Genomic DNA, 19,657 nt, shown 5'->3' with positions numbered 1-19,657 from the left:
TCGGCATGGAGGTCAATTCACATGCGCATCCGGGACGACGCTGGCCCTTAGCGATTGCGTGTCGTGCAGGTTACATGATGCCCCGAGTTCCACTCAGTGGATTTTTCAGTCCATCATGTGGACGAGCCAGCTGCGTGCGGCCGTGGGTGGAGGCCGTAGTGAAGGACATCCCGTGGGAGTACGTCCGCCTCGACCCCGGGTCCGGGGTCTTAGGACGTCCTCGCAAGTCTGCCCGATCGCCGCGCTCGCGAAACAGGGGGTTCATGCAATTGCACTGTGTGAGTAACACCACCTCGTGCCTGGTCAGGCGCATGAGGTAGACGTGACCCACAGGGCTGGAGGGCGAGGGCGGCGGTCAGCCGATGTGTCCGCCGATCAGGTGGCCGAGCAGGAAGGTCACTCCCGCCGCGGCCCCGCCCAGCACCAGCTGGCGCAGGCCCGAGAACCACCAGCTGCGCGCCGTCACCTTGCTGACCACCGCGCCGGCCGCGAACAGGCCCACCGCCGCGACGGCCACCGCCGGCAGCAGCGAGGTGGCGCCGAGGAGATACGGCAGCAGCGGGAGCAGCGCGCCCAGCGCAAAGGCGGTGAACGAGGAGACCGCGGCGACCAGCGGCGACGGCAGGTCGTCCGGATCGATGCCCAGCTCCTCGCGGGCGTGCACCTCGAGCGCTCGCTCCGGGTCCGCGCTGAGCTGCTGGGCCACCTCGAAGGCCAGCTTCGGCTCGACTCCGCGCTCGACGTACAGCTGCGCCAGCTCGGCCAGCTCCTCTTGCGGGTTGCGCTCGAGCTCACGCCGCTCCAGCGCCAGCTCCGCCTGGACCATCTCGCCCTGCGAGGCGACCGAGGTGTACTCCCCCGCGGCCATGGAGAACGCGCCCGCCGCAAGCCCGGCGAGGCCCGTCAGCACGATCACGCTGTGGTTCGCGCTGCCGCCGACGACACCGGACATGAGCGCGAAGTTGGACACCAGGCCGTCCATCGCGCCGAAGACCGCCGGGCGGAGCCAACCGCCGTTCACGTCACGGTGGTCGTGCTTGTAGGCCTCGGCGGTCTCGGCTATGTCCTGGGCGCTCATCGTCATCGTGGTCACGCCGAGGAAGTTAACGCTTCCGCGGTTTCGTTTCCAGCAAGGCAGGACTGCCTTACCAGGGCGCTGACCTGCGAAGTTAGGCATTCCTTGCCTAAGACGGCACTACGCGGCGACCGCCTCCGCCAGCCGCCCGTCGACCATCTCCAACACCCGGTCCGCCGCCGTGAGCTGCGCCTTGTCGTGGGTGACCATCACCGTCGCCGTGCCGTGCTCGCGGGTGATCCGCGCCAGCAGGCCGACGATCTGCTCGCCGCGCTCGTGGTCGAGGGCGGAGGTGGGCTCGTCCACCAGCAGGACCGACGGCTCCGCGAACAACGCCCGGGCGATGTTGACGCGCTGGCGCTCGCCGCCGGAGAGCTGGTGCGGACGGCGGTGCTGCTTGCCGTCGGTGAGGCCGACCGAGGCGAGCAGGCTCTCGGCCCGCGAGGCCACCGCGCGCGGCTTCTCACCGCGCAGGTGCGCGACGGCCTGGAGCTGCTCCACCGCCGTGAGCGAGGCCAGCAGGTTGGACTGCTGGAAAACGATCCCGATGCGGTCCCGCCGCAGCGCCGTCCGTTGCTTGTCGTTCAGCGCGGCGGCGTCCTGGCCGCCGATCAGGACCCGGCCCGAATCGGGCGTCAGCAGCGTGGCCGCCACGGCGAGCAGGCTGGACTTCCCGGAACCGGAAGGGCCGACGACGGCGGTGAACTCGCCGGGAGCGACCTCCAGGGAGACTCCGTCCAGCGCGGTCAGGCGACGGTCTCCGTCGGGGTAGGTGAGGACGACTTCGGAGAGGAGCAGGCTCATCGGTTGGCTCCCAGCGCGGTCAGCGGGTCGACGGAGGTGATGCGACGGACGGCGAGGGCCGCGCCGGCGAGGCCCAGCAGGACCATGACGACGACCGGGACGGCCACCGTCGCCGCGCCGAGGGTGAACGGCATGCCGCTGCCGCCGAGCACCGCGCCGCCCGCGAAGCCGATCAGGGCCCCGGTCAAGGCTCCGGCCGCCAACATGGCCACGGCCTGGGCCAGAGCGTCGCGGATCAGGTAGCCGCTGGACGCGCCGACGGCCTTCAGCACTGCGATGTCGGCCTTGCGCTGCACCGTCCACACCGTGAAGAAGGCCCCGACGACGAGCGCGCTGACGGCGAAGAGAAAGCCCTGGATCATCTGCAGGCTGCCCTGCTCGGCCGCGTACCCGTCGATCCCGGCGAGGGCCGCGTCGCGGGAGACCGTCTCGGTGTTCTGCGCCTTGTCGAGCGCGGCAAGGTCGGCGGAACCCGGGTCGACCGCAAGGGCGTTGGGCTGCCTGGCGCCGGTGACCTCGGCCCAGGTGGCGGAGGTGGTCCAGACGCTGGGCGCGTGGGCGTAGGAGCGGTCCGCGGTGATCGCCGAGACGGTCAGCGTCCGGCCGCCCACGGACACCTCGGCCCCGACGTGCAGCTTGCTGTCATCCGCGACCTTCTGACCGACCGCAACCTGCCCGGCCTGCGGGGCCGCGCCCGAGACGACGGGCGGCAGCAGATCCGCCGGCGCTCCGAACACGCTGACCGAGGTGGCGCCGCTGTCGCCGGTGAGCCGGGACATGGCCACGCCGAAGGACTCGACCCTGCCGATGCCCGGTGCGTCGGCGAAGGCCTGCTCCTGCTGGGGGCTGACCCCGCTGTTGCTGAACGACACCTCGGGAGCGGCGCCCTGCGGAGCGCCGAAGACGACGTCCTTCGCCGGCAGCTGCGCGATCGAGGACGAGGCGGCCGAGGCGAGGCCGCCGGTGAGGCCGTACAGGAAGACCACCAGCGTGGTGATGAGCGTGACGACCGCACCCATCAGGGCGAAGCGCCCCTTGGCGAAGCGGATGTCACGCAGGGCGACGAACACGGGGAGACTCCTCGGAAACGGGGACGGACCATCTGTCGTCCTCCACACTCGTCCGCGAAAGGAAGTGTTCCATCAGGGAGAGGATGGGTTCCGAATCAACCGAAAGGTTGATGGCCGGGCGGCTCCGGACGTCTGTACCGGGACGTAGGGTCGATGCCGTGACCAGCACTCTCCCCACACAGCACGACCCGGCGCGGATGCCCGCCCTCCGGGTGATGCGGGTCGCCCTGCATGCCATGTTCTACGTGCTGCTGGTCATCGGCTGCGTCGGCGGCGGCGTCACGTCCTGGGTGCTGGGCGCGGCGCTCGGCGCCACCTACGCCTTCGGCGGGTTCTTCGCCCGGCCGGAGTCCACCCGGCGGGACGCCGTGCTCTGGCTGGCGGCCGTCACCGTCCTGTGGGTGGCCCTGGCTGCGGAGTCCCCCGGCGCCGGATACGTGGCCTTCCCGCTCTACTTCCTCTACCTGCACCTGCTGCCGCCGCGCTGGTCGCTGCCCTCGGTCGCGCTGCTGACCGGCGTGGTCATCGCGGCCCAGGCCACCACCTCCGGCGGGCTGACAGCGGCCAAGGTGATAGGGCCGTGCGCGGGCGCCGCGGTCGCGGTGCTCACCGCCTACGGCTACGCGGGCCTGTACCGGGAGAGCCGCCGTCGTCAGGCCCTGATCGACGACCTGGTCCGCACCCGGGACGAGCTGGCCGAGTCGCAGCGCGAGGCCGGCCGCCTGGCGGAGCGCGCCCGGCTGGCCCGGGAGATCCACGACACGCTCGCCCAGGGGCTGTCCTCCATCGTGCTGCTGGCCCGCTCGGCGGAGTCGGCGCTGCCCGCGGGGGCGGACTCGGCGGCCGAGCGGGTGCGCGAGATCGGCGCCACCGCCGGGGAGAACCTGACCGAGGCACGCCGCTTCGTGGCCGCACTGACCCCGCCGTCGCTCCAGGACGCCACGCTGCCGGAGGCGCTGCGCCGGGTCACCGCCGGCTGCGGCCCCGTCCCCCGGGTCGCCTTCCAGGTCGATGGAGAGCCCTACCCGCTGCCGGTCGAGACGGAGGTGGCCCTGCTGCGGCTCACCCAGGAGGCGCTGGCGAACGTGCAGCGCCACGCCCGCGCCGAGCGGGCCGCGGTCACCCTCGCCTACCTCGACGACCAGGTGACCCTCGACGTCTTCGACGACGGCGTCGGCTTCGCTCCCGACGCGCCCGAGGCTGCGGCGGGTACGGCGGGTGCGTCGGGCGGGCCGCGCTTCGGCCTGCACGGCATGCGAGAGCGGATCGCCGAGCTCGGCGGCACGTTGACGATCGAGTCCGCTCCGGGCGAGGGCACGGCCGTCGCCGCCGCCATTCCGCTGCACGGCCCGTCGGTCCCCGCTTCCGCCGTCGACAGCGCCCCCGTCCAAGCCCCGGTCCGAGCCCCGGTCCAGGACCCCGTCCAGGCCCCGACCGCGGCGGCTCCCACGCCCGCCGGGCCCGCCGGGCCGCCCACGCCCGTCCGGCCCCACCCGGTGGAGCGCGCCTCGTGATCACCGTCGTCCTGGTCGACGACCACCCAGTCGTCCGGCGCGGCCTGCGGGCCCTACTGGAGGAACTGCCCGAGCTGGAGCCGGTCGGTGAGGCCGCCGACGGCGCCGAGGCGCTGCGCCTGCTGGAGCACCTCGCGGCCGAGGGCCGTCCCCGCCCCGACGTGGTGCTGATGGACCTGCAGATGGGTTCCGGCATGCACGGCGTGGAGGCCACCCGGCGGATCACCGCGCTGCCCGACGCCCCGGCGGTGCTGATCCTCACCACCTACAACACGGACGCGGACATCCTCTCCGCCGTCGAGGCCGGTGCGACGGGCTACCTGCTCAAGGACGCCCCGCCGGAGGAGCTGGCCTCGGCGATCCGCGCTGCGGCCAAGGGCGACACGGTGCTGGCGCCACCCGTCGCGGCCCGGCTGCTGGGCCGCTCCCGCCCCGGGCGGCCGGTGCTGTCGCCGCGTGAGCTGGAGATCCTGGAGCTGCTCGCCGAGGGCCTGCCCAACCGGCAGATCTCCAAGCGGCTCTTCATCAGCGAGGCCACGGTGAAGACCCATCTCGTGCACATCTACGACAAGTTGGGTGTCGACAGCCGCACCTCGGCGATCGCCGCGGCCATGCAGACGGGGCTGATCCGGGCCCGGTAGACGGCCGGGCGGCCGGATCAGCCCCGCAGGGAGCGCCTCGGGTCTCGGGTCAGGAGTGCCCGGCGCTCGCAGCCCCGGACGCGGGCGGGTTGTTGTGGGCCGTGGGCGAGGCCAGCGCCTCGGCACTGGCGGAGGGCATCGTCGCGAGCGGCTTGCCCTTGTTGGCGTTGTCCACCCACGTGGTGAAGTTGGCCGGCGAGATGTCCTTGCTGTTGTAGGTCGGGTACGCCGGGGTGCCGTTGAGCAGCACCGTCGGTGTCGAGTTGTAGCCCGACTTGTCGAAGTCCGACTGGACCGCCGTCACCCAGCTGCCGTAGGTGTTGTTGTTGACGCAGGCTTCGAAGCTCGGCGAATCGAGGCCTGGCACCTGCTTGGCCAGGCTGATCAGGATGGACCTGTCCGCCCAGGCGTCGTCCGTCTCCTGCGGCTGGTTGGCGTAGAGGACGTCGTGGTAGTCGTGGAAGCGGCCGACGTTCTGGGCACAGGCCAGCGCGTTCGCGGCGTTCTTCGACCCCTTGCCGCTGTCGTGGCGGTCGATGAACGAGGCGATGTGGTACTGGATCTGGATCTTGCCCTGAGCCAGCAGCTGGTTGATGGTGGTCTTCATGGCGGTCTCGAACTGCTCGCAGGCCGGGCAGCGCGGGTCCTCGTAGATGGTGACCGTGCTCGGCGCGGCGGTCCCGCCCACGGGGATCAGCAGCCTGGTGTTGCCGACGGTCCCGCCGGGCGCGTCGGTGGCGGCGCTGTAGCTGCTGGAGCGGCCGTTCTGCACCACGATGCCGATCACGACCGCCGCCGCGATGACGACCAGGGTGGTGACAATGACAGCGAGTTGGCGCTTCTTGCGGGCCGCGGCCTCTTCCCTGGCGCGCTCCTCCTGCATGCGCTCGCGCGCGCTGCGCTTGCCGACCTCGTTCTTAGTGCTCATCAGATCTTCTGTTCTGTCGGACTGTTGACATCGGCCGGGATCCGCCCCGGCCGTCGGGTCATGCGGCCAGCCAGCCGTCGAGCGACAGCCGCGTCTTCGGGCGCAGGATCAGCCAGCCCGACAGCAGCAGGAAGCCGCAGTCGCGGAGGATCTCCTGCCAGTACTGGGTCTGCGAGGCGGCCACCGCGCCGCCGCCGCCGAAGCAGCCGCAGTCGATGGAGATCCCGCGGGCCCAGACCGAGGCGATCGAGGCGATGTAGACGAGCAGCAGCAGCCCCGAGACGATCGCGGCGATCCGCGTCCCGAGGCCGACCAGGAGCAGCAGCGCAACCGCGAGCTCGAGGAACGGCAGGCCATAGCCGAACGGCTTGACCAGCGTCTCAGGCAGGATCCGGTAGACCCGCACGGCCTGCGCCGCCGCCTGCGGATCGGAGATCTTCGCCAGCCCCGCCCAGGCCCACACGATCGCCAGGCCGATGCGCACGGCCGTGCCGATCCAGGCCGCCACGGCGGTCCCCCTCCCTGCTCCGGGCGCTCCTCGCCCGGACCGGTCATTTGGGAGCAATCCTGCCTTATGTTCCTTAACGGGCATGCGTCATTCTCCGCGATTCGCAGCATTCTCCACATGGCGCCGGACCTGGCGCCGGAGCGCGGACGGGTCGTCAAGCAGCTTCGGATGCGCCGACAGGCCGACCTTGCCGGTTGCCGACCCACGGCTTCCAGTAGAGCGCGCGCACCCCGCAGCCGAACGCCGTCGGCTCCGGTCCGGGTACGCGCGCAGCCCGGGCCGACGGGCGATCGTCGGGTGAACGCCCTCGTGCGCCGGGTGAACGCCCTCGTGGGGGAGCGATGCGCGCCCTGTGGCGACCGCGGCCACGGCACCGGAGTCGGGCACGCGTTCGCCGGGTGAGGACGCGAGCGCGTGGTGGACACGCGGCTACTGACGGGCGATCAGTTCGCGCTGCACCGACCCCAGCCGCGCGTGCACACCCGGCAGCACGAAGGGGGCGCGGACCGAAGTCCACGCCCCCTCGCAAGAAGCCTTTCCGAGTGCGCCTCAGCGCTTGCGCACGCCCTGCGCGAGCTCTGCGGTGAGCTCGCGGACCGCCGCGTAGCCCGCCTCCGGCGAGGCCGCGTCGAGGATCCGCTGGACGAAGGCCGAGCCGACGATCACGCCGTCCGCGAAGGCGGCCACCTCCGCCGCCTGCACGGCGTTGGAGACGCCGAGGCCCACGCAGACGGGCAGCTCGGTGGTGGCCCGGGTGCGTGCGACCAGGTCCTCGGCCAGCTCGCCGACCTGGGTGCGGGTGCCGGTCACGCCCATGACGGCCGCCGCGTAGACGAAGCCGGTGCCCTTGGCGGTGATGACCGCCAGCCGCTCGTCACGGCTGGACGGCGCCACGACGAAGACCGTCGCCAGGCCCTGCTCGGCGGCCGCGGCGAGCCACTCGTCGGCCTCCTCGACGGGCAGGTCCGGCAGAATGCAGCCCGCGCCGCCGGCCGCCGCCAGGTCGGCGGCGAAGCGCGCCTGCCCGTACCGGTCGACCGGGTTCCAGTACGTCATGCAGAGCACCGGGACGGTCGGGTTGGCGGCGGTGACGGTGCGGATGGTCTCCAGCACGTCCTTGGTCCGCACGCCGCCCCGCAGCGCGATGTCGTCGGCGGTCTGGATGGTCGCCCCGTCCAGCACCGGGTCGCTGTGCGGCAGGCCGATCTCGACGACGTCCGCGCCACCGTCGATCAGCGCCTGCACCGCCTGTGCGGCGCCCGCGATGGTCGGGAAGCCGGCCGGCAGGTAGCCGATCAGGGCCGCGCGGTTCTCAGCCTTCGCGGCGGCGAGCGTCTGGTCCAGCAGGGCGTTCGTCACTTGGCACCACCAGCAGCGTCGGTCTGGTCGTCGGAGGTCGCGTCGTCGTCCAGCAGCCCGAAGTACTGGGCGGCGGTGTGCATGTCCTTGTCCCCGCGACCGGAGAGGTTCACCAGGATGACGGCGTCCGGGCCGAGCTCACGGCCCAGCTCCAGGGCGCCGGCCAGCGCGTGCGAGGACTCGATGGCCGGGATGATGCCCTCCGTGCGGGAGAGCAGCCGCAGCGCGTTCATCGCGTCCGCGTCCGTGCACGGCCGGTACTCGGCGCGGCCGGAGTCCTTCAGGTACGCGTGCTCGGGGCCGACGCCCGGATAGTCCAGACCGGCGGAGATCGAGTGCGACTCGATCGTCTGCCCGTCCTCGTCCTGCAGCACGTAGGTGCGCGAGCCGTGCAGCACGCCCGGGTCGCCCTTGGTGAGCGTGGCCGCGTGCCTCGGCGTCTCCACGCCCTCGCCGGCCGCCTCGATGCCGACCAGGCGCACGTCGGCGTCCGGGATGAAGTCGTAGAACACGCCCATCGCGTTGGACCCGCCGCCGACGCACGCGACGACGGCGTCCGGCAGCTTGCCGGTGCGCTCCAGCACCTGCGCGCGGGCCTCCTGGCCGATGACGCGGTGGAAGTCGCGGACCATCATCGGGAACGGGTGCGGCCCGGCTACGGTGCCGAAGAGGTAGTGGGTGGAGTCGACGTTGGCCACCCAGTCGCGGAACGCCTCGTTGATGGCGTCCTTCAGGGTGCGGCTGCCGGACTTCACCGGCACGACCTCGGCGCCGAGCATGCGCATCCGGGCGACGTTCAGCGCCTGGCGCTGGGTGTCGACCTCGCCCATGTAGATGGTGCAGTCCATGCCGAAGAGCGCGGCGGCGGTCGCGGTCGCGACACCGTGCTGGCCCGCGCCGGTCTCGGCGATCAGGCGGGTCTTGCCCATGCGCCGGGTGAGCAGCGCCTGGCCCAGCACGTTGTTGATCTTGTGCGAGCCGGTGTGGTTGAGGTCCTCGCGCTTGAGCAGGATCCGGGCGCCGCCGGCCTCCGCGGAGAAGCGGCGGACGTCGCTGAGCGGGCTCGGGCGGCCCGTGTAGTCCTTGAGCAGGGTGTTCAGCTCGGCCGCGAACGCCGGGTCGGCCTTGGCCTTCTCGTACTCGTCGGCGACCTGCTCGACGGCGGCGACGAGCGCCTCCGGGATGAAGCGACCACCGAACGCGCCGAAGTAGCCGCGCGCGTCGGGGACGGATGTCACGTCGGACATGGGTGTTCCCTCAGGGATGTGAACGGACGTGGGCAGGCGTACGCGAAGCGGCGCACCCGTACCGAGGCGATCGTCCGGTCAGACCATCGTCTCAGCGGTGCGCGGCGCTGCGCGTGCGCTGCCATCGCCGCCCGGGAACCTGGCCCGGCTCGGAGCCGATCACGTACCGCACGCGGCGTCCGAGGACCCGTCGAGCGGGCGCGCGACACCCGCGCGGCTTGCAGCCGCGCTGCAGACCGGCGTAGCCGGGCTGGTGGAGGGCGTCGAAGGTCACGTGTCCGATCCTAGCGTGGCGCGTGGGGCGTGATGTGTGACTACCGGCCGTGCCGCAGGGCCGGGTGGGCGCCCGCGGCGACGAGGTCGGCGACGGCGGCCTTCGGGTCCTTGCCCGTGACCAGGGACTCACCGACCAGGACCGCGTTCGCGCCGTCGTTGGCGTAGGCGATCAGGTCGTGGGGGCCGCGCACGCCCGACTCGGCGACCTTCACGATGTGCGACGGGATCGCGTGGGCCACGTTGGCGAAGGTGTTGCGGTCGACCTCGAGGGTCTTCAGGTTGCGGGCGTTCACGCCGATGATCCGCGCGCCGGCGTCGACCGCGCGGGCGATCTCCTCCTCGTCGTGGACCTCGACCAGCGGGGTGAGGCCGATGGACTCAGCCCGCTCGATCAGGGAGACCAGGGCCTCCTGGTCCAGCGCCGCGACGATCAGCAGGGCCAGGTCGGCGCCGTAGGCGCGGGCCTCCCAGAGCTGGTACGAGGTGACGATGAAGTCCTTGCGCAGCAGCGGGGTGTCGACCGCCGCACGGACCGCCTTGAGGTCGGCCAGCGAGCCGCCGAAACGGCGCTGCTCGGTCAGGACGGAGATCGCGGCGGCGCCTCCGGCAGCGTAGTCGCGGGCCAGGGCAGCGGGGTCGGCGATCGCCGCCAGCGCGCCCTTGGACGGGCTGGAGCGCTTGACCTCGCAGATGACCGAGACGCCCTCGCCGCCGAGCGCGGCCACGCCGTCCTTGGCCTCGGGGGCCTTGGCCGCGAGCTCTTTGAGCTCGTCGAGCGAGACCCGGGCCTGACGCTCGGCGAGGTCCTCACGGACTCCGGCGATGATCTCGTCGAGCACGGTCACTCGGGGCCCCCATTCGTCGGGTCGGTTGGTGGTCTCGCACAATCCGGCGTCTCTCGGAAGCCTGTCTGTCGATGACCTGGATCGATGGTATCCGTCCGGCCGCGTGGAACCTGAATCGAGAGGCCGCCGGTCTCGCTCCCCGGACAGCCCGAGGGGCCTTACGGAGCCAGAAAAGCCCCGGTGGGAAGGTTGCGCACAAGAGTGAACGCGAGGACGAGGACGGCCGCCGCCAGCAGCCACGGACGGCCCAGGCGCAGGGCCGGACGCGGGCGTCCGCGCAGGGCGCGGAGCGCCCACAGGCCCCAGAAACCGGCGGTGAAACCGCACAGGGCGACCACGAGCACGTTGTCGTGCAGGGCGGCGCCGAGGTCCCCGCGGGTCAGGGCGTGGACGGCCCGCAGTCCCCCGCAGCCGGGGCACCACCAGCCGGTCAGCGCCAGGAACGGGCAGGTGAGGTAGTGGCCTGGCCGGTTCGGGTCCACGGCGCCGACATAGGCCGTCGCCGCCGCGCCGAGGCCGAGCAGTCCGAGCGGGACGCGGGCCGACGCCGTGGCACCGGGGGCGCTGACGGCGTCGCGGGAGCCTGGGGCGGCTGTCACGACCCGATTCTGGTACCGAACAGGCGGCGTCCCGGAAGGGCGCGCCGCCGTGTCGGAAGAACTCTCCGCGAGCGCATGGCCGCAGAGCCGCGAGCAGCCGCGAGAAGGAGCGCCGGGATCAGGCCGAGACGCTGGTGGAGACCGTGTCCTTGGCGGTCGGCAGCGCGTGGTCGGACGGCTTCTTGCCGAAGCCGGCGGCCGACATCAGCTTGCCGACGACGGCGCCGGCGGCGGCCACGACCAGGCCGATGATGACGAGGACCGGAACCGAGTAGACCATCGCCACGGCGGCCAGCATGAAACCGACGAAGGAGACGGTGACACCGGTCCAGGCGGCGACGGTGTGTCCGTGGGCGTTTGCCGACATTAACTGCTCCTAGATCTGGGACTCTCCCGCCCGGGGAGAGTTCTTCCACTCCATTGTCCCGTATCGGCGAGCTCAGCTCGCAGTGGGGTCCTCGCCCCGGTCCAGGGCCTTCCACAGGTCGGCCGGGGTCGCCTGCGAGGCGGGCGCCGACGTCGGCGCACCACGGCGCGGCCCGGCGGCGGACCGCTTGCCGGCCGGGGCGTCGTAGCGGGCCGACATGCCCGGCCAGGCGCCGCCGCACAGCACGGTGAGCGCCCCCGCCGCCACGACGAGCACGCCGCCGAGCGCGGCGAACCACGGCCAGGCCGAGTGCGTCACGGAGCCGACCGCGACCTCGGTGAGGCCGACCGAGCGGGCCGCCTTGTCGTCCAGGGCACCGGTCTCCGAGCCGAGCGCGGACGTCGCGGCGAAGACCGCGCCCGCGCCGGCCAGCGCCACCAGGCCGCCCAGCACCCGGCGCGCCTTGCCGCGCACCGCGAACACGGCGACCACCGAGGCGAGGGCGACCAGCGCCATCGCGCTCGGGACGCCGCTGACCTCGCTGCCGTGGGCGGTGACGGCCCTGGTCGCGCCCTGGGCCTGGACGGTGCCGGAGACCCAGGTCTGACCGGCCGCGACCAGCAGCAGCGTCGCCCCCACCACCGAGAGCAGCAGCGTCACCGCGAGCGTGCGACGCCACGACGTGCCCGCGGCGGCGGCCGCGGGCGGCTGCTCCGCGATCTGCCCGTCGGCGGCGGGCTCGTCGGCGGTCTGCTCTGCTGCGGTCTGCGCTGCTGCGGTCTGCTCGGGGCTCACCGCTCCAGTGTGCCCTGCGCCGCCGCGTCGCCCGGACGCAGGGTCGCCGCCGGACGCAGGGTCGCCGCGGCGGCGACGGCGCGGAGCACGGCGGCTGCCTTGTTGCGGCACTCCGTGTCCTCGCTCTCGGGGTCGGAGTCGGCGACGACGCCCGCGCCCGCCTGGACGTAGGCCCTTCCTTCGCGGATCAGCGCGGTGCGGATGGCGATGGCCGTGTCGGAGTCGCCGGCGAAGTCGAAGTAGCCGACGCAGCCGCCGTACAGGCCGCGGCGGGTGGGCTCCAGCTCCTCGATGATCTGCATCGCACGCGGCTTGGGCGCCCCGGACAGCGTTCCGGCGGGGAAGCAGGCGGTCAGCACGTCGAAGGCGGTGCGGCCCTGGGCGACCCGGCCGGTGACGGTGGAGACGATGTGCATGACGTGGCTGTAGCGCTCGACGGTCATGAAGTCGACCACCTCGACGCTGCCCGGCGCGCAGACCCGGCCGAGGTCGTTGCGGCCCAGGTCGACCAGCATCAGGTGCTCGGCGCGCTCCTTCGGGTCCGCGAGCAGCTCGGCGGCGAGCTCCGCGTCGCGCTCGGGCGTGGCGCCGCGCGGGCGGGTGCCGGCGATGGGGTGCACCATCGCCTCGCCGTCCTCGACCTTGACCAGCGCCTCGGGGCTGGAGCCGACGACGTCGAACGGCTCCGCGTCCGGGCCGGGGGCGCCGAAGCGGAACAGGTACATGTAGGGGCTGGGGTTGGTGGTGCGCAGCACCCGGTAGACGTCCAGCGCGCTCGCCGGGCAGTCGACCTCGAAGCGTTGCGAGGGGACCACCTGGAAGGCCTCGCCGGCCCGGATCTTCTCCTTCACCGCCTCGACGGCGGCCCGGTAGGGCGCGCCGCCGAACGGAGAGACCGCGTCCACGGCGGCGACGGGGGTGAGCACGGCGGCTCCGGCCTCGGTCGGCCGGGCCAGGTCGTCGGTCATCCGGTCGAGCCGGGCCACGGCGTCGGCCCAGGCGGCGTCGACGCCGGTGGGCTGGTCGTCGCGGTTGACCGCGTTGGCGATCAGCAGCACCGTTCCGTCGGTGTGGTCGAGGACGGCGACGTCGTCGGCGAAGAGCATGGTGAGCTCGGGCAGCCTCAGGTCATCCGGGGCGATCTCGGGCAGCCGCTCCAGGCGCCGGACGATGTCGTAGCCGAGGTAGCCGACCAGGCCGCCGGTGAACGGCGGCAGCTCGCCGCCCGCGTGCAGGTCGCGCGGGCCGCGCAGGGCCTCGATGGTGGCACGCAGCACCTGGAGCGGGTCGCCCGTGGTGGGCACGCCGACGGGCGGGGTGCCGAGCCAGCGGGCGTCGCCCTCGGCGTCGACGGTGAGCTGGGCGCTGCTGCGGACACCGACGAAGGAGTAGCGCGACCAGTGGCGGCCCTGCTCGGCGCTCTCCAGCAGGAAGGTGTTCGGCCGCTCCCCCGCGAGCTTGCGGTAGACGCCGACGGGCGTGTCCCCGTCGGCCAGCAGCCGCCGGGTCACCGGGATCACCCGGCGGTCCACGGCGAGCTTGCGGAAGGTGTCGAGGTCGGGGGTGACGCTGCCGCTGGTCATGCCCAGGAAGCCTAGCGGCTGGGCATCGGCCCGGGCGGAACGCCTCAGCCGCCGGTGACCGGGAGCGTGCCGGCGTCGAAGCAGGTGCGGTCGCCGGTGTGGCAGGCCGCGCCGAGCTGGTCGACCTTGACCAGGACCGTGTCCCCGTCGCAGTCCAGGGCCACGGACTTGACCAGCTGGACGTGGCCGGAGGTGTCGCCCTTGACCCAGTACTCGGAGCGGCTGCGGCTCCAGTAGGTGCAGCGTCCGGTGGTGAGGGTGCGATGCAGCGCCTCGTCGTCCATCCAGCCCATCATCAGCACCTCGCCCGTGTCGTACTGCTGGGCGACGGCGGGGACCAGCCCGTGGGCGTCGCGCTTGAGGCGGGCGGCGATCGCCGGGTCGAGCTCGGTGGTGTTCGGCGCGGCGGGTGTGGCGGACATACGACCAATGCAACCACAGTGACGCACTCTGTCGCGGACACGTCTGCAGACGGCATGCTGGCCTCATGGGGCTCTCTGGGGGGTTGGGCAGGCTGCGCGGGTCTCGTTTCGGCCTGGCCGCGACGCTGGTGGCGGTGCTCGCGGCGATGGCGCTGGTCCTGGTCTTCGCGCTGCGCTCGAAACCGGCCCCGACGCCGCAGGCGAAGTCGTCGCCGTCCCCGTCGAAGGCCGCCCCCTCGCCGTCGCCCTCGCCGACGCTGCCGAACACCTTCGCCTACATCTCGCTGCAGCCGGGCGACTGCTTCGACTCGCCGGCGTTCTCCAAGCAGCTCAAGCTGCTGGCCAAGCGCTCCTGCACCGACCCGCACGACGCGGAGGTCACCCAACTCACCACGCTGCCGGACGGTCTGGCCGACTACCCGGCGATCCTGCAGAAGTCGCTGGAGCTGTGCGAGCCGCTGAACGCCGCCGCCTTCAAGAAGCAGAGCGTGACGGAGCTCCAGTACTACCAGCTCTATCCGAGCCTGGCCGAGTACAAGGGTGGGCGACACACCGTCACCTGCGCGCTTTCCGGCGGAAGTTACCAAGGTTCACGGAAGCTGACAGCGCCGCTCCGGCACTGAGCGAGGGAGAGTTGGTCTAGTCCTATTGACGCGGACTCATGAACGCTGTTTCGTAGACCCGCCAGGCCTGGACGCACGGACTCCCCCACACCCCCGCACCCTTGGGGCATCCCCGAAGGGATCACTGTCATGCGCTTGGCGAGACTCACCGGCTCAGCGTGCGCGCTCGCGCTCGCCACCGCCGGAGCGGTCGGCGTGCTGGCCCCCACCAGCAGCTCCGCCGCGACGAGCGTCTACTCCGTGGCACCGTACGTCGACATGTCGAACGGCCAGGAGGGCATGCTCGACACGGCGGTCACCGGTCACCACCTCAAGGCCTACACCGCCGCCTTCGTGCTCGGCGAGGGCTGCAACCAGATCTGGGGCGACACCCTGCCCATCGGCGCCGACTCCTACACCGACCCGGAGATCGCCAAGGCGAAGTCCGAGGGCGCCTCGGTGATCATCTCCTCCGGCGGCGCCAGCGGCGAACCGCTCGCCTGGACCTGCACCACCCAGAGCAGCATCGACGCCGGCTACCAGGCCATCATCAACGACTACGGCGTCAACCAGCTCGACTTCGACGTCGAGGGCGCGGCCGTCGCCGACACCGCCTCTGCGGCCCGCCAGATGCAGGCCATGAAGGACCTCAAGGCGTCCAACCCGGGCCTTCAGTTCTCCATGACGCTGCCGGTGCTGGCGAGCGGCCTGACCGGCGACGGCGTCAACATCCTCAAGGCGGCGAAGAACGCCGGGATCAAGATCGACGTGGTCAACATCATGACCATGGACTACTACGCGGGCAGCAGCACCGAGATGGGCCAGGGTGCGGTCTCCGCCGCGCAGGCCACGCTCGCGCAGATGCAGTCCGTGGACCCGAGCTACACCTACGCCAACCTCGGCATCACGCCGATGATCGGCAAGAACGACGACGGCTCGACCTTCACCCTCGCCGACGCGCAGACGGTGGAGAACTTCGCCGCGCAGCACGGTGTGGGCCGGCTGGCCTTCTGGTCCGTCGACCGCGACCAGGCGTGCAGCGGCAGTGCCAACTCGCTGTCCACCTGCAGCGAGATCAGCCAGAGCAGCCTCGCCTTCACCGACGCCTTCGTGCCGTACGAGGGCAGCTCGGGCGGCGGCGGTGGCGGCAGCAGCAGTGACTTCTCGCTGTCCCTCTCGCCCGGCTCCGCGTCCGTCGCCCAGGGTGGCAGCGCGAGCGCGTCCGTCGCCACGGCCGTGACCGCGGGCAGCGCCGAGAGCGTGGCCCTCGCCGCCTCCGGCGCGCCGTCCGGCGTCAGCGTCTCGTTCAGCCCGAGCTCCGTCACCTCCGGCGGCAGCTCCACCTTGACGGCCACCGTCGGCTCCTCGGTGGCCGCGGGCACCTACCCGATCACCGTGACCGGCACGGCCGCCTCGGGCAGCCACACCGCGACCTACTCGCTCACCGTCACCTCCTCCGGCGGTGGTGGCGGCGGTGGTGGCGGCGGCTCGCTGACCAACACCGGCTTCGAGAGTGGCAGCCTCAGCCCGTGGACCTGCCAGTCCGGCAGCGCCGTGGTCTCCTCCCCCGTCCACTCGGGCAGCCACGCGCTCCAGGTCACCCCCTCGTCCAGCACCACCGGCGAGTGCGACCAGAGCGTCACCCTCCAGCCCAACCACAGCTACACGCTGACCGGTTGGGTCCAGGGCCCGTACGCCTACGTCGGCGTCAGCGGTGGCGCGAGCGCCAGTACCTGGTCCAACAGGAGTAGTTGGAACCAGCTGACGGTCTCCTTCACCACCGGCTCCAGCGGCGCGGTCACCGTCTACGTCCACGGCTGGTACGGCCAGGGCAACGTGTACGCGGACGACTTCTCGGTCGGCTAGCGGGCTGCAGGGTCACGCCGGTGCCCGGCCGCTTCGGCGGCCGGGCACCGGCGCATCGCGTTCAGTCCGAGAAGTCCTGCGTCATGTAGACCGTGCCCGAGGCGGTCCGCTGCACCACGATGCCGATGTGGCGGAACGAGCTGCTCAGGATGTTGCGGCGGTGGCCGTCGTTCGGCGGCTGCTCCGCCAGCATGCTCCGGGTGAGGCCGACGGCCATCTGGGCTATCGCCGCGTCGGTGTCCGCCATGGGGCCGCCCTCGCCGATGTTCTCGCCGCACGCGCCCCAGTGCACGCCGGCGTTCGTGATCCGCGTGCCGAGGTCGGCCTCGCCGGGGCACTGGTGGGAGAGGCCGCAGCCGCCCATCATCACCGCGTTGTGCGCTCCGGCGCTGGAGGTGAGGCCGCTGGTGAGGGTGTAGGCGGGCAGACCGGCCTGGGCACGGGCCTCGTTGATCACCGCGAGCACCTGCTGGACGGCGTAGGAGGAGCCGGGGCCCGAGGCGACCGGGCCGGAGCCGCCACCCCCGGCGGGCGTCTGCGGACTGGACGGACCCGGGTTCGGCGCCCCCGTGGACCGGCTCGACCCGGAGCTCGCCTTCGGGCTCGGCTTGGGGCTGTGCTTCGGGGTCGGCCGGACCGACGGCGTCGGCGACGCGGACGGCGACGCCGCCCCGGCGCCCGGCGCCGCCGGGGACGTGCCGACGGCCGAGTCGACCGCGGCCGCGCTCACCGCGGGGGCGGCCTGCGGGTTGTCGACCGGGCTGTGGGACGCCGCCGGGTACAGCGCGACCGCCCCGACCGCGCCCGACCCGACGACGGCGGCGGCGATCACCAGCGGGGTGAAGGACCAGCGCGACCGTTTGCGGTGCCGGCTCCCGGCGTGCGCCGCGCGTCCCTGCTCCGCCCGGCGACCGGTGCGCGGCCCGGGCGCCCGCCACTCGGTCGTCTCGGGTCCCCGCTCGTCCATCTGCCAGTCCATGCGTGCCTCCGTCGTCGGTCCGGTTTCGGCCTGTCACATCGGAGACTCGTCACCGCGGCGACAGGTCACACAAAATGACGATCGAATCCGCGACAGCCGCCCGATGCCCGAACCGCCCCATCGCCGGAGGATCGCTCTAGGCTTGGTTCATGTCGAATCTGGGGCGGCGTGAGCGCCTGTTGCTGGCTGATCTGCTGGAGGGCGTCGGACCGGACGCGCCCACGCTCTGTGAGGGCTGGCGGACCACGGACCTCGCCGCGCACGTGGTCGTCCGGGAACGGCGTCCGGACGCCGCCGGTGGCATCCTGATCAAGCCGCTGGCTGCGCGGCTGGAACGGGTGCAGGCGGAGTACGCGGCCAAGCCCTACCCGGAGCTGGTCGAGGCGATCCGGGTGGGGCCGCCCGCCTATTCGCCGTTCCGACTGCCCGGCGCGGAGGACGCGGGGAACACCGTGGAGTTCTTCGTCCACGGCGAGGACGTGCGGCGCGCCCAACCGGGCTGGTCGCCACGGGTGCTGGACGAGGAGCTGAGCGAGTACCTGTGGAAGCGGCTGGCGGCATCGGCCCGCCTGAACGGCCGGCGGTCGCCGGTCGGCCTGGTGCTGCGACGACCCGACGGGCAGACCGCGGTGGCCCGCAAGGGCGCGCCGGTCGTCACGGTGACCGGAGAACCTGGCGAGCTGCTGCTGTTCATGATGGGACGTCAGGCCGAGGCGCACGTCGAGTACGACGGACCGCAGGACGCCGTCGCGCAGGTGCGCGAGGCGAAGTTCGGTATCTGAAGCAGGTCTTCAGCCTTCCCCACGGCTTTCCCCAGGGCCGTCCCACTCGCCGTCGCGGGCGCGGAGCGCGATCTCGAGCTCGAAGCGGACGTCGGCGTCGGCGAGCGCGGGGCCGAAGATGCGCTGCACCTGGTGGAGGCGCTGGCGCGCGGTCTGCGGGTGGATGCCGAGCCGCGCGGCCACATCCGGCGCGCTGCCGCGGTCGGACTGCAGCCAGGCGAGCAGGGTGTCACCGAGGCGGCGGCGCTGCTTGGGCGTCAGTTCGTCCAGCGGGCGCAGTCTTCGTGCGGCGATCAGGCGGACCAGGGCCGGGTCGGCGAGCAGCAGCAGTGCGGCGAGGTGGGTCTCGCCGTCGACCGGGCCCTCGGCCGTGCGGGGCGGGCGGGCACGCAGGGTGCGGGCCCAGCGCAGCGAGTCGCCGGCCTGCTCGGGCGGGACGGTCGGGCCGATGACCGCGCCGCGCGCCTCCAGCAGGGCGCGGACCTGGCCGTCGCGTAGGTAGAGATCGGGTTCGGGTATCACCAACCACGGCTCCGGGCCGTGCAGTTCGGCAAGCACCAGATCGGGCAGGCCCGGTCTTCGGCCGCCCGACGGCCGCGAGGCGGCCTCCGGAGCGAGCGCGACGGCGCACAGCTCCCAGGGCAGCGGCCAGTCGGCGAGGTCGGCGGCGGTCTCGAGTTCGGCGCGGGCGCCGCCGCGGGCCAGCAGGGTCAGCAGGTGCGAGCGGGAACGTCCGAGCGCCCCGGCCTCGTCGGCCTGGGCGCGGGCGTAGCCCTGGACGGAGGCGGCGGCCAGCTCGTCGATATGGGCGAAGATCGCCTCCGCCAGCACCACCAGCTGTTCGGTGCCGAGCCCGACCCGTCGGGCCACGCGCGCGTAGCGGCGCCAGGCGACGCGGGCGCCGAGCCGGTAGGCGGCCTGCAGCGCGTCGAGGCTGCGGCCCTCGGCGAGCTCGCCGCGGCCGAGCGCGCGGTACACGCGCATGCGTTCCGGATTCTCGCTCCGCGCACCCTCGATCAGTTCGGTGAATTCCGCGAGCGCGGTCTCGACTCCGTGCTGGATTCCCGCGCCGAATTGCCCGGCGAGCGGCCGGGAGAATTCCGGGACCTGCTTCCTGATCTCCCCGATGATTTCCACGGCGATCGTCTGCTGCTCCCTGCGCAGTTCTGCCGCGAGCCCTCTGGGCAGGGCGCTCCACGGGCCGCTCAAAAGCCTGCTCCCTCGTTGCCCCCCCGCCGACGTTACTGGTCAGTATGCGGCGATGTTACCGGCTGGTCAATAGCCGTGGACATGCGCGTTTCGCTAGGTTTCGTGAGTGTTTCCGACGCGCGCGCGACGAGTTGCGCACACCTGGGTGCACGATTCGCCTTCGCACTGTTTTTCTTCTTGACCCGG

General features: G+C 72.5%; 21 protein-coding genes. 5 read left to right on the top strand and 16 right to left on the bottom strand.

Annotated features, from left to right (window positions below; genetic code table 11):
- Positions 1 to 355: 355 nt before the first annotated feature.
- The 3 genes from TR49_RS20935 to TR49_RS20925 form a co-directional block, all read right to left on the bottom strand.
- Positions 356 to 1,078: a VIT1/CCC1 transporter family protein gene (locus TR49_RS20935; RefSeq protein ID WP_042383816.1), complete on the bottom strand. Its 723-nt coding sequence runs from the start codon at positions 1,076 to 1,078 to the stop codon at positions 356 to 358.
- A 117-nt stretch (positions 1,079 to 1,195) separates the two neighbouring features.
- Positions 1,196 to 1,879 carry an ABC transporter ATP-binding protein gene (locus TR49_RS20930; protein ID WP_042383729.1) on the bottom strand — a complete coding sequence of 228 codons (684 nt, stop codon included), beginning with the start codon at positions 1,877 to 1,879 and terminating at the stop codon, positions 1,196 to 1,198.
- On the bottom strand, positions 1,876 to 2,949 hold the full coding sequence (locus tag TR49_RS20925; RefSeq protein ID WP_042383727.1) for an ABC transporter permease: 1,074 nt from the start codon (positions 2,947 to 2,949) through the stop codon (positions 1,876 to 1,878). Before TR49_RS20925 ends, TR49_RS20930 begins: the two co-directional genes overlap by 4 nt.
- A 158-nt stretch (positions 2,950 to 3,107) precedes the next feature.
- Between TR49_RS20925 and TR49_RS20920 the strand changes: the two genes are divergently transcribed.
- Both TR49_RS20920 and TR49_RS20915 read left to right on the top strand, forming a co-directional pair.
- Positions 3,108 to 4,463: a sensor histidine kinase gene (locus TR49_RS20920; RefSeq protein ID WP_369405331.1), complete on the top strand. Its 1,356-nt coding sequence runs from the start codon at positions 3,108 to 3,110 to the stop codon at positions 4,461 to 4,463.
- Complete coding sequence (locus TR49_RS20915) at positions 4,460 to 5,104, top strand: response regulator (protein WP_042383726.1); 645 nt, start codon at positions 4,460 to 4,462, stop codon at positions 5,102 to 5,104. Before TR49_RS20920 ends, TR49_RS20915 begins: the two co-directional genes overlap by 4 nt.
- A 49-nt stretch (positions 5,105 to 5,153) precedes the next feature.
- Here TR49_RS20915 and TR49_RS20910 read toward each other — a convergent pair whose 3' ends face one another.
- The 11 genes from TR49_RS20910 to hisI form a co-directional block, all read right to left on the bottom strand.
- Entirely contained in the window at positions 5,154 to 6,032 is an 879-nt protein-coding gene (locus TR49_RS20910) for a DsbA family protein (protein ID WP_042383724.1), read from the bottom strand.
- Between the two features lie 58 nt (positions 6,033 to 6,090).
- Complete coding sequence (locus TR49_RS20905) at positions 6,091 to 6,540, bottom strand: MauE/DoxX family redox-associated membrane protein (RefSeq protein WP_236653466.1); 450 nt, start codon at positions 6,538 to 6,540, stop codon at positions 6,091 to 6,093.
- 549 nt (positions 6,541 to 7,089) lie between these two features.
- Complete coding sequence (gene trpA, locus TR49_RS20900) at positions 7,090 to 7,899, bottom strand: tryptophan synthase subunit alpha (RefSeq protein WP_042383722.1); 810 nt, start codon at positions 7,897 to 7,899, stop codon at positions 7,090 to 7,092.
- Entirely contained in the window at positions 7,896 to 9,146 is a 1,251-nt protein-coding gene (trpB, locus tag TR49_RS20895; protein WP_042383720.1) for a tryptophan synthase subunit beta, read from the bottom strand. Before trpB ends, trpA begins: the two co-directional genes overlap by 4 nt.
- 91 nt (positions 9,147 to 9,237) lie before the next feature.
- Positions 9,238 to 9,420, bottom strand: a complete 183-nt coding sequence (gene trpM / locus TR49_RS20890) for a tryptophan biosynthesis modulator TrpM (protein WP_174501593.1) — start codon at positions 9,418 to 9,420, stop codon at positions 9,238 to 9,240.
- Between the two features lie 40 nt (positions 9,421 to 9,460).
- Positions 9,461 to 10,267, bottom strand: a complete 807-nt coding sequence (gene trpC, locus TR49_RS20885; protein ID WP_042383717.1) for an indole-3-glycerol phosphate synthase TrpC — start codon at positions 10,265 to 10,267, stop codon at positions 9,461 to 9,463.
- A gap of 158 nt (positions 10,268 to 10,425) precedes the next feature.
- Positions 10,426 to 10,866: a DUF2752 domain-containing protein gene (locus TR49_RS20880; RefSeq protein WP_042383716.1), complete on the bottom strand. Its 441-nt coding sequence runs from the start codon at positions 10,864 to 10,866 to the stop codon at positions 10,426 to 10,428.
- A gap of 118 nt (positions 10,867 to 10,984) precedes the next feature.
- The gene (locus TR49_RS20875; RefSeq protein WP_042383715.1) at positions 10,985 to 11,233 is read right to left on the bottom strand and encodes an HGxxPAAW family protein; all 249 of its coding nucleotides are present in this window, start codon (positions 11,231 to 11,233) and stop codon (positions 10,985 to 10,987) included.
- 72 nt (positions 11,234 to 11,305) lie between these two features.
- Positions 11,306 to 12,028 carry a TIGR02234 family membrane protein gene (locus TR49_RS20870; RefSeq protein WP_236653465.1) on the bottom strand — a complete coding sequence of 241 codons (723 nt, stop codon included), beginning with the start codon at positions 12,026 to 12,028 and terminating at the stop codon, positions 11,306 to 11,308.
- Entirely contained in the window at positions 12,025 to 13,611 is a 1,587-nt protein-coding gene (locus TR49_RS20865; RefSeq protein WP_042383714.1) for an anthranilate synthase component I, read from the bottom strand. Before TR49_RS20865 ends, TR49_RS20870 begins: the two co-directional genes overlap by 4 nt.
- 44 nt (positions 13,612 to 13,655) lie before the next feature.
- Positions 13,656 to 14,033 carry a phosphoribosyl-AMP cyclohydrolase gene (hisI, locus tag TR49_RS20860; RefSeq protein ID WP_042383712.1) on the bottom strand — a complete coding sequence of 126 codons (378 nt, stop codon included), beginning with the start codon at positions 14,031 to 14,033 and terminating at the stop codon, positions 13,656 to 13,658.
- A 65-nt stretch (positions 14,034 to 14,098) separates the two neighbouring features.
- On the opposite strand from hisI, the gene TR49_RS20855 reads away from it, so the two are divergent.
- Both TR49_RS20855 and TR49_RS20850 read left to right on the top strand, forming a co-directional pair.
- On the top strand, positions 14,099 to 14,656 hold the full coding sequence (locus TR49_RS20855) for a hypothetical protein (protein ID WP_152627377.1): 558 nt from the start codon (positions 14,099 to 14,101) through the stop codon (positions 14,654 to 14,656).
- A gap of 129 nt (positions 14,657 to 14,785) precedes the next feature.
- Positions 14,786 to 16,501, top strand: coding sequence for a carbohydrate binding domain-containing protein (locus tag TR49_RS20850; RefSeq protein WP_042383708.1), 1,716 nt, complete (start codon positions 14,786 to 14,788; stop codon positions 16,499 to 16,501).
- 61 nt (positions 16,502 to 16,562) lie between these two features.
- Here the strand turns inward: TR49_RS20850 and TR49_RS20845 are convergent, their stop codons facing one another.
- Positions 16,563 to 17,480, bottom strand: coding sequence for a CAP domain-containing protein (locus TR49_RS20845; RefSeq protein ID WP_052434477.1), 918 nt, complete (start codon positions 17,478 to 17,480; stop codon positions 16,563 to 16,565).
- Positions 17,481 to 17,629: 149 nt separating this feature from the next.
- Here TR49_RS20845 and TR49_RS20840 point away from each other — a divergent pair, with 149 nt between their 5' ends.
- Positions 17,630 to 18,262: a TIGR03085 family metal-binding protein gene (locus tag TR49_RS20840; RefSeq protein WP_042383706.1), complete on the top strand. Its 633-nt coding sequence runs from the start codon at positions 17,630 to 17,632 to the stop codon at positions 18,260 to 18,262.
- Positions 18,263 to 18,271: 9 nt separating this feature from the next.
- Here the strand turns inward: TR49_RS20840 and TR49_RS20835 are convergent, their stop codons facing one another.
- Positions 18,272 to 19,471, bottom strand: a complete 1,200-nt coding sequence (locus TR49_RS20835) for a PucR family transcriptional regulator (protein WP_042383705.1) — start codon at positions 19,469 to 19,471, stop codon at positions 18,272 to 18,274.
- Between the last annotated feature and the right edge of the window lie 186 nt (positions 19,472 to 19,657).

The organism is Streptacidiphilus melanogenes (assembly GCF_000787835.1).
In the GTDB taxonomy this organism is placed as follows: Bacteria; Actinomycetota; Actinomycetes; order Streptomycetales; family Streptomycetaceae; genus Streptacidiphilus; species Streptacidiphilus melanogenes.
The sequence above is the reverse complement of the archived record's forward strand: the minus strand, read 5'-3'. Positions and strand labels throughout refer to the sequence as shown.

Excerpts from the sequence above, each read along its gene's own strand:
- TR49_RS20910 (WP_042383724.1), bottom strand. The coding sequence starts at position 6,032 with ATGAGCACTAAGAACGAGGTCGGCAAGCGCAGCGCGCGCGAGCGCATG.
- TR49_RS20875 (WP_042383715.1), bottom strand. The coding sequence starts at position 11,233 with ATGTCGGCAAACGCCCACGGACACACCGTCGCCGCCTGGACCGGTGTC.
- TR49_RS20845 (WP_052434477.1), bottom strand. The coding sequence starts at position 17,480 with ATGGACTGGCAGATGGACGAGCGGGGACCCGAGACGACCGAGTGGCGG.
- trpB (WP_042383720.1), bottom strand. The coding sequence starts at position 9,146 with ATGTCCGACGTGACATCCGTCCCCGACGCGCGCGGCTACTTCGGCGCG.
- TR49_RS20865 (WP_042383714.1), bottom strand. The coding sequence starts at position 13,611 with ATGACCAGCGGCAGCGTCACCCCCGACCTCGACACCTTCCGCAAGCTC.
- TR49_RS20855 (WP_152627377.1), top strand. The coding sequence starts at position 14,099 with ATGGGGCTCTCTGGGGGGTTGGGCAGGCTGCGCGGGTCTCGTTTCGGC.
- hisI (WP_042383712.1), bottom strand. The coding sequence starts at position 14,033 with ATGTCCGCCACACCCGCCGCGCCGAACACCACCGAGCTCGACCCGGCG.
- TR49_RS20840 (WP_042383706.1), top strand. The coding sequence starts at position 17,630 with ATGTCGAATCTGGGGCGGCGTGAGCGCCTGTTGCTGGCTGATCTGCTG.
- TR49_RS20930 (WP_042383729.1), bottom strand. The coding sequence starts at position 1,879 with ATGAGCCTGCTCCTCTCCGAAGTCGTCCTCACCTACCCCGACGGAGAC.
- TR49_RS20850 (WP_042383708.1), top strand. The coding sequence starts at position 14,786 with ATGCGCTTGGCGAGACTCACCGGCTCAGCGTGCGCGCTCGCGCTCGCC.
- TR49_RS20935 (WP_042383816.1), bottom strand. The coding sequence starts at position 1,078 with ATGAGCGCCCAGGACATAGCCGAGACCGCCGAGGCCTACAAGCACGAC.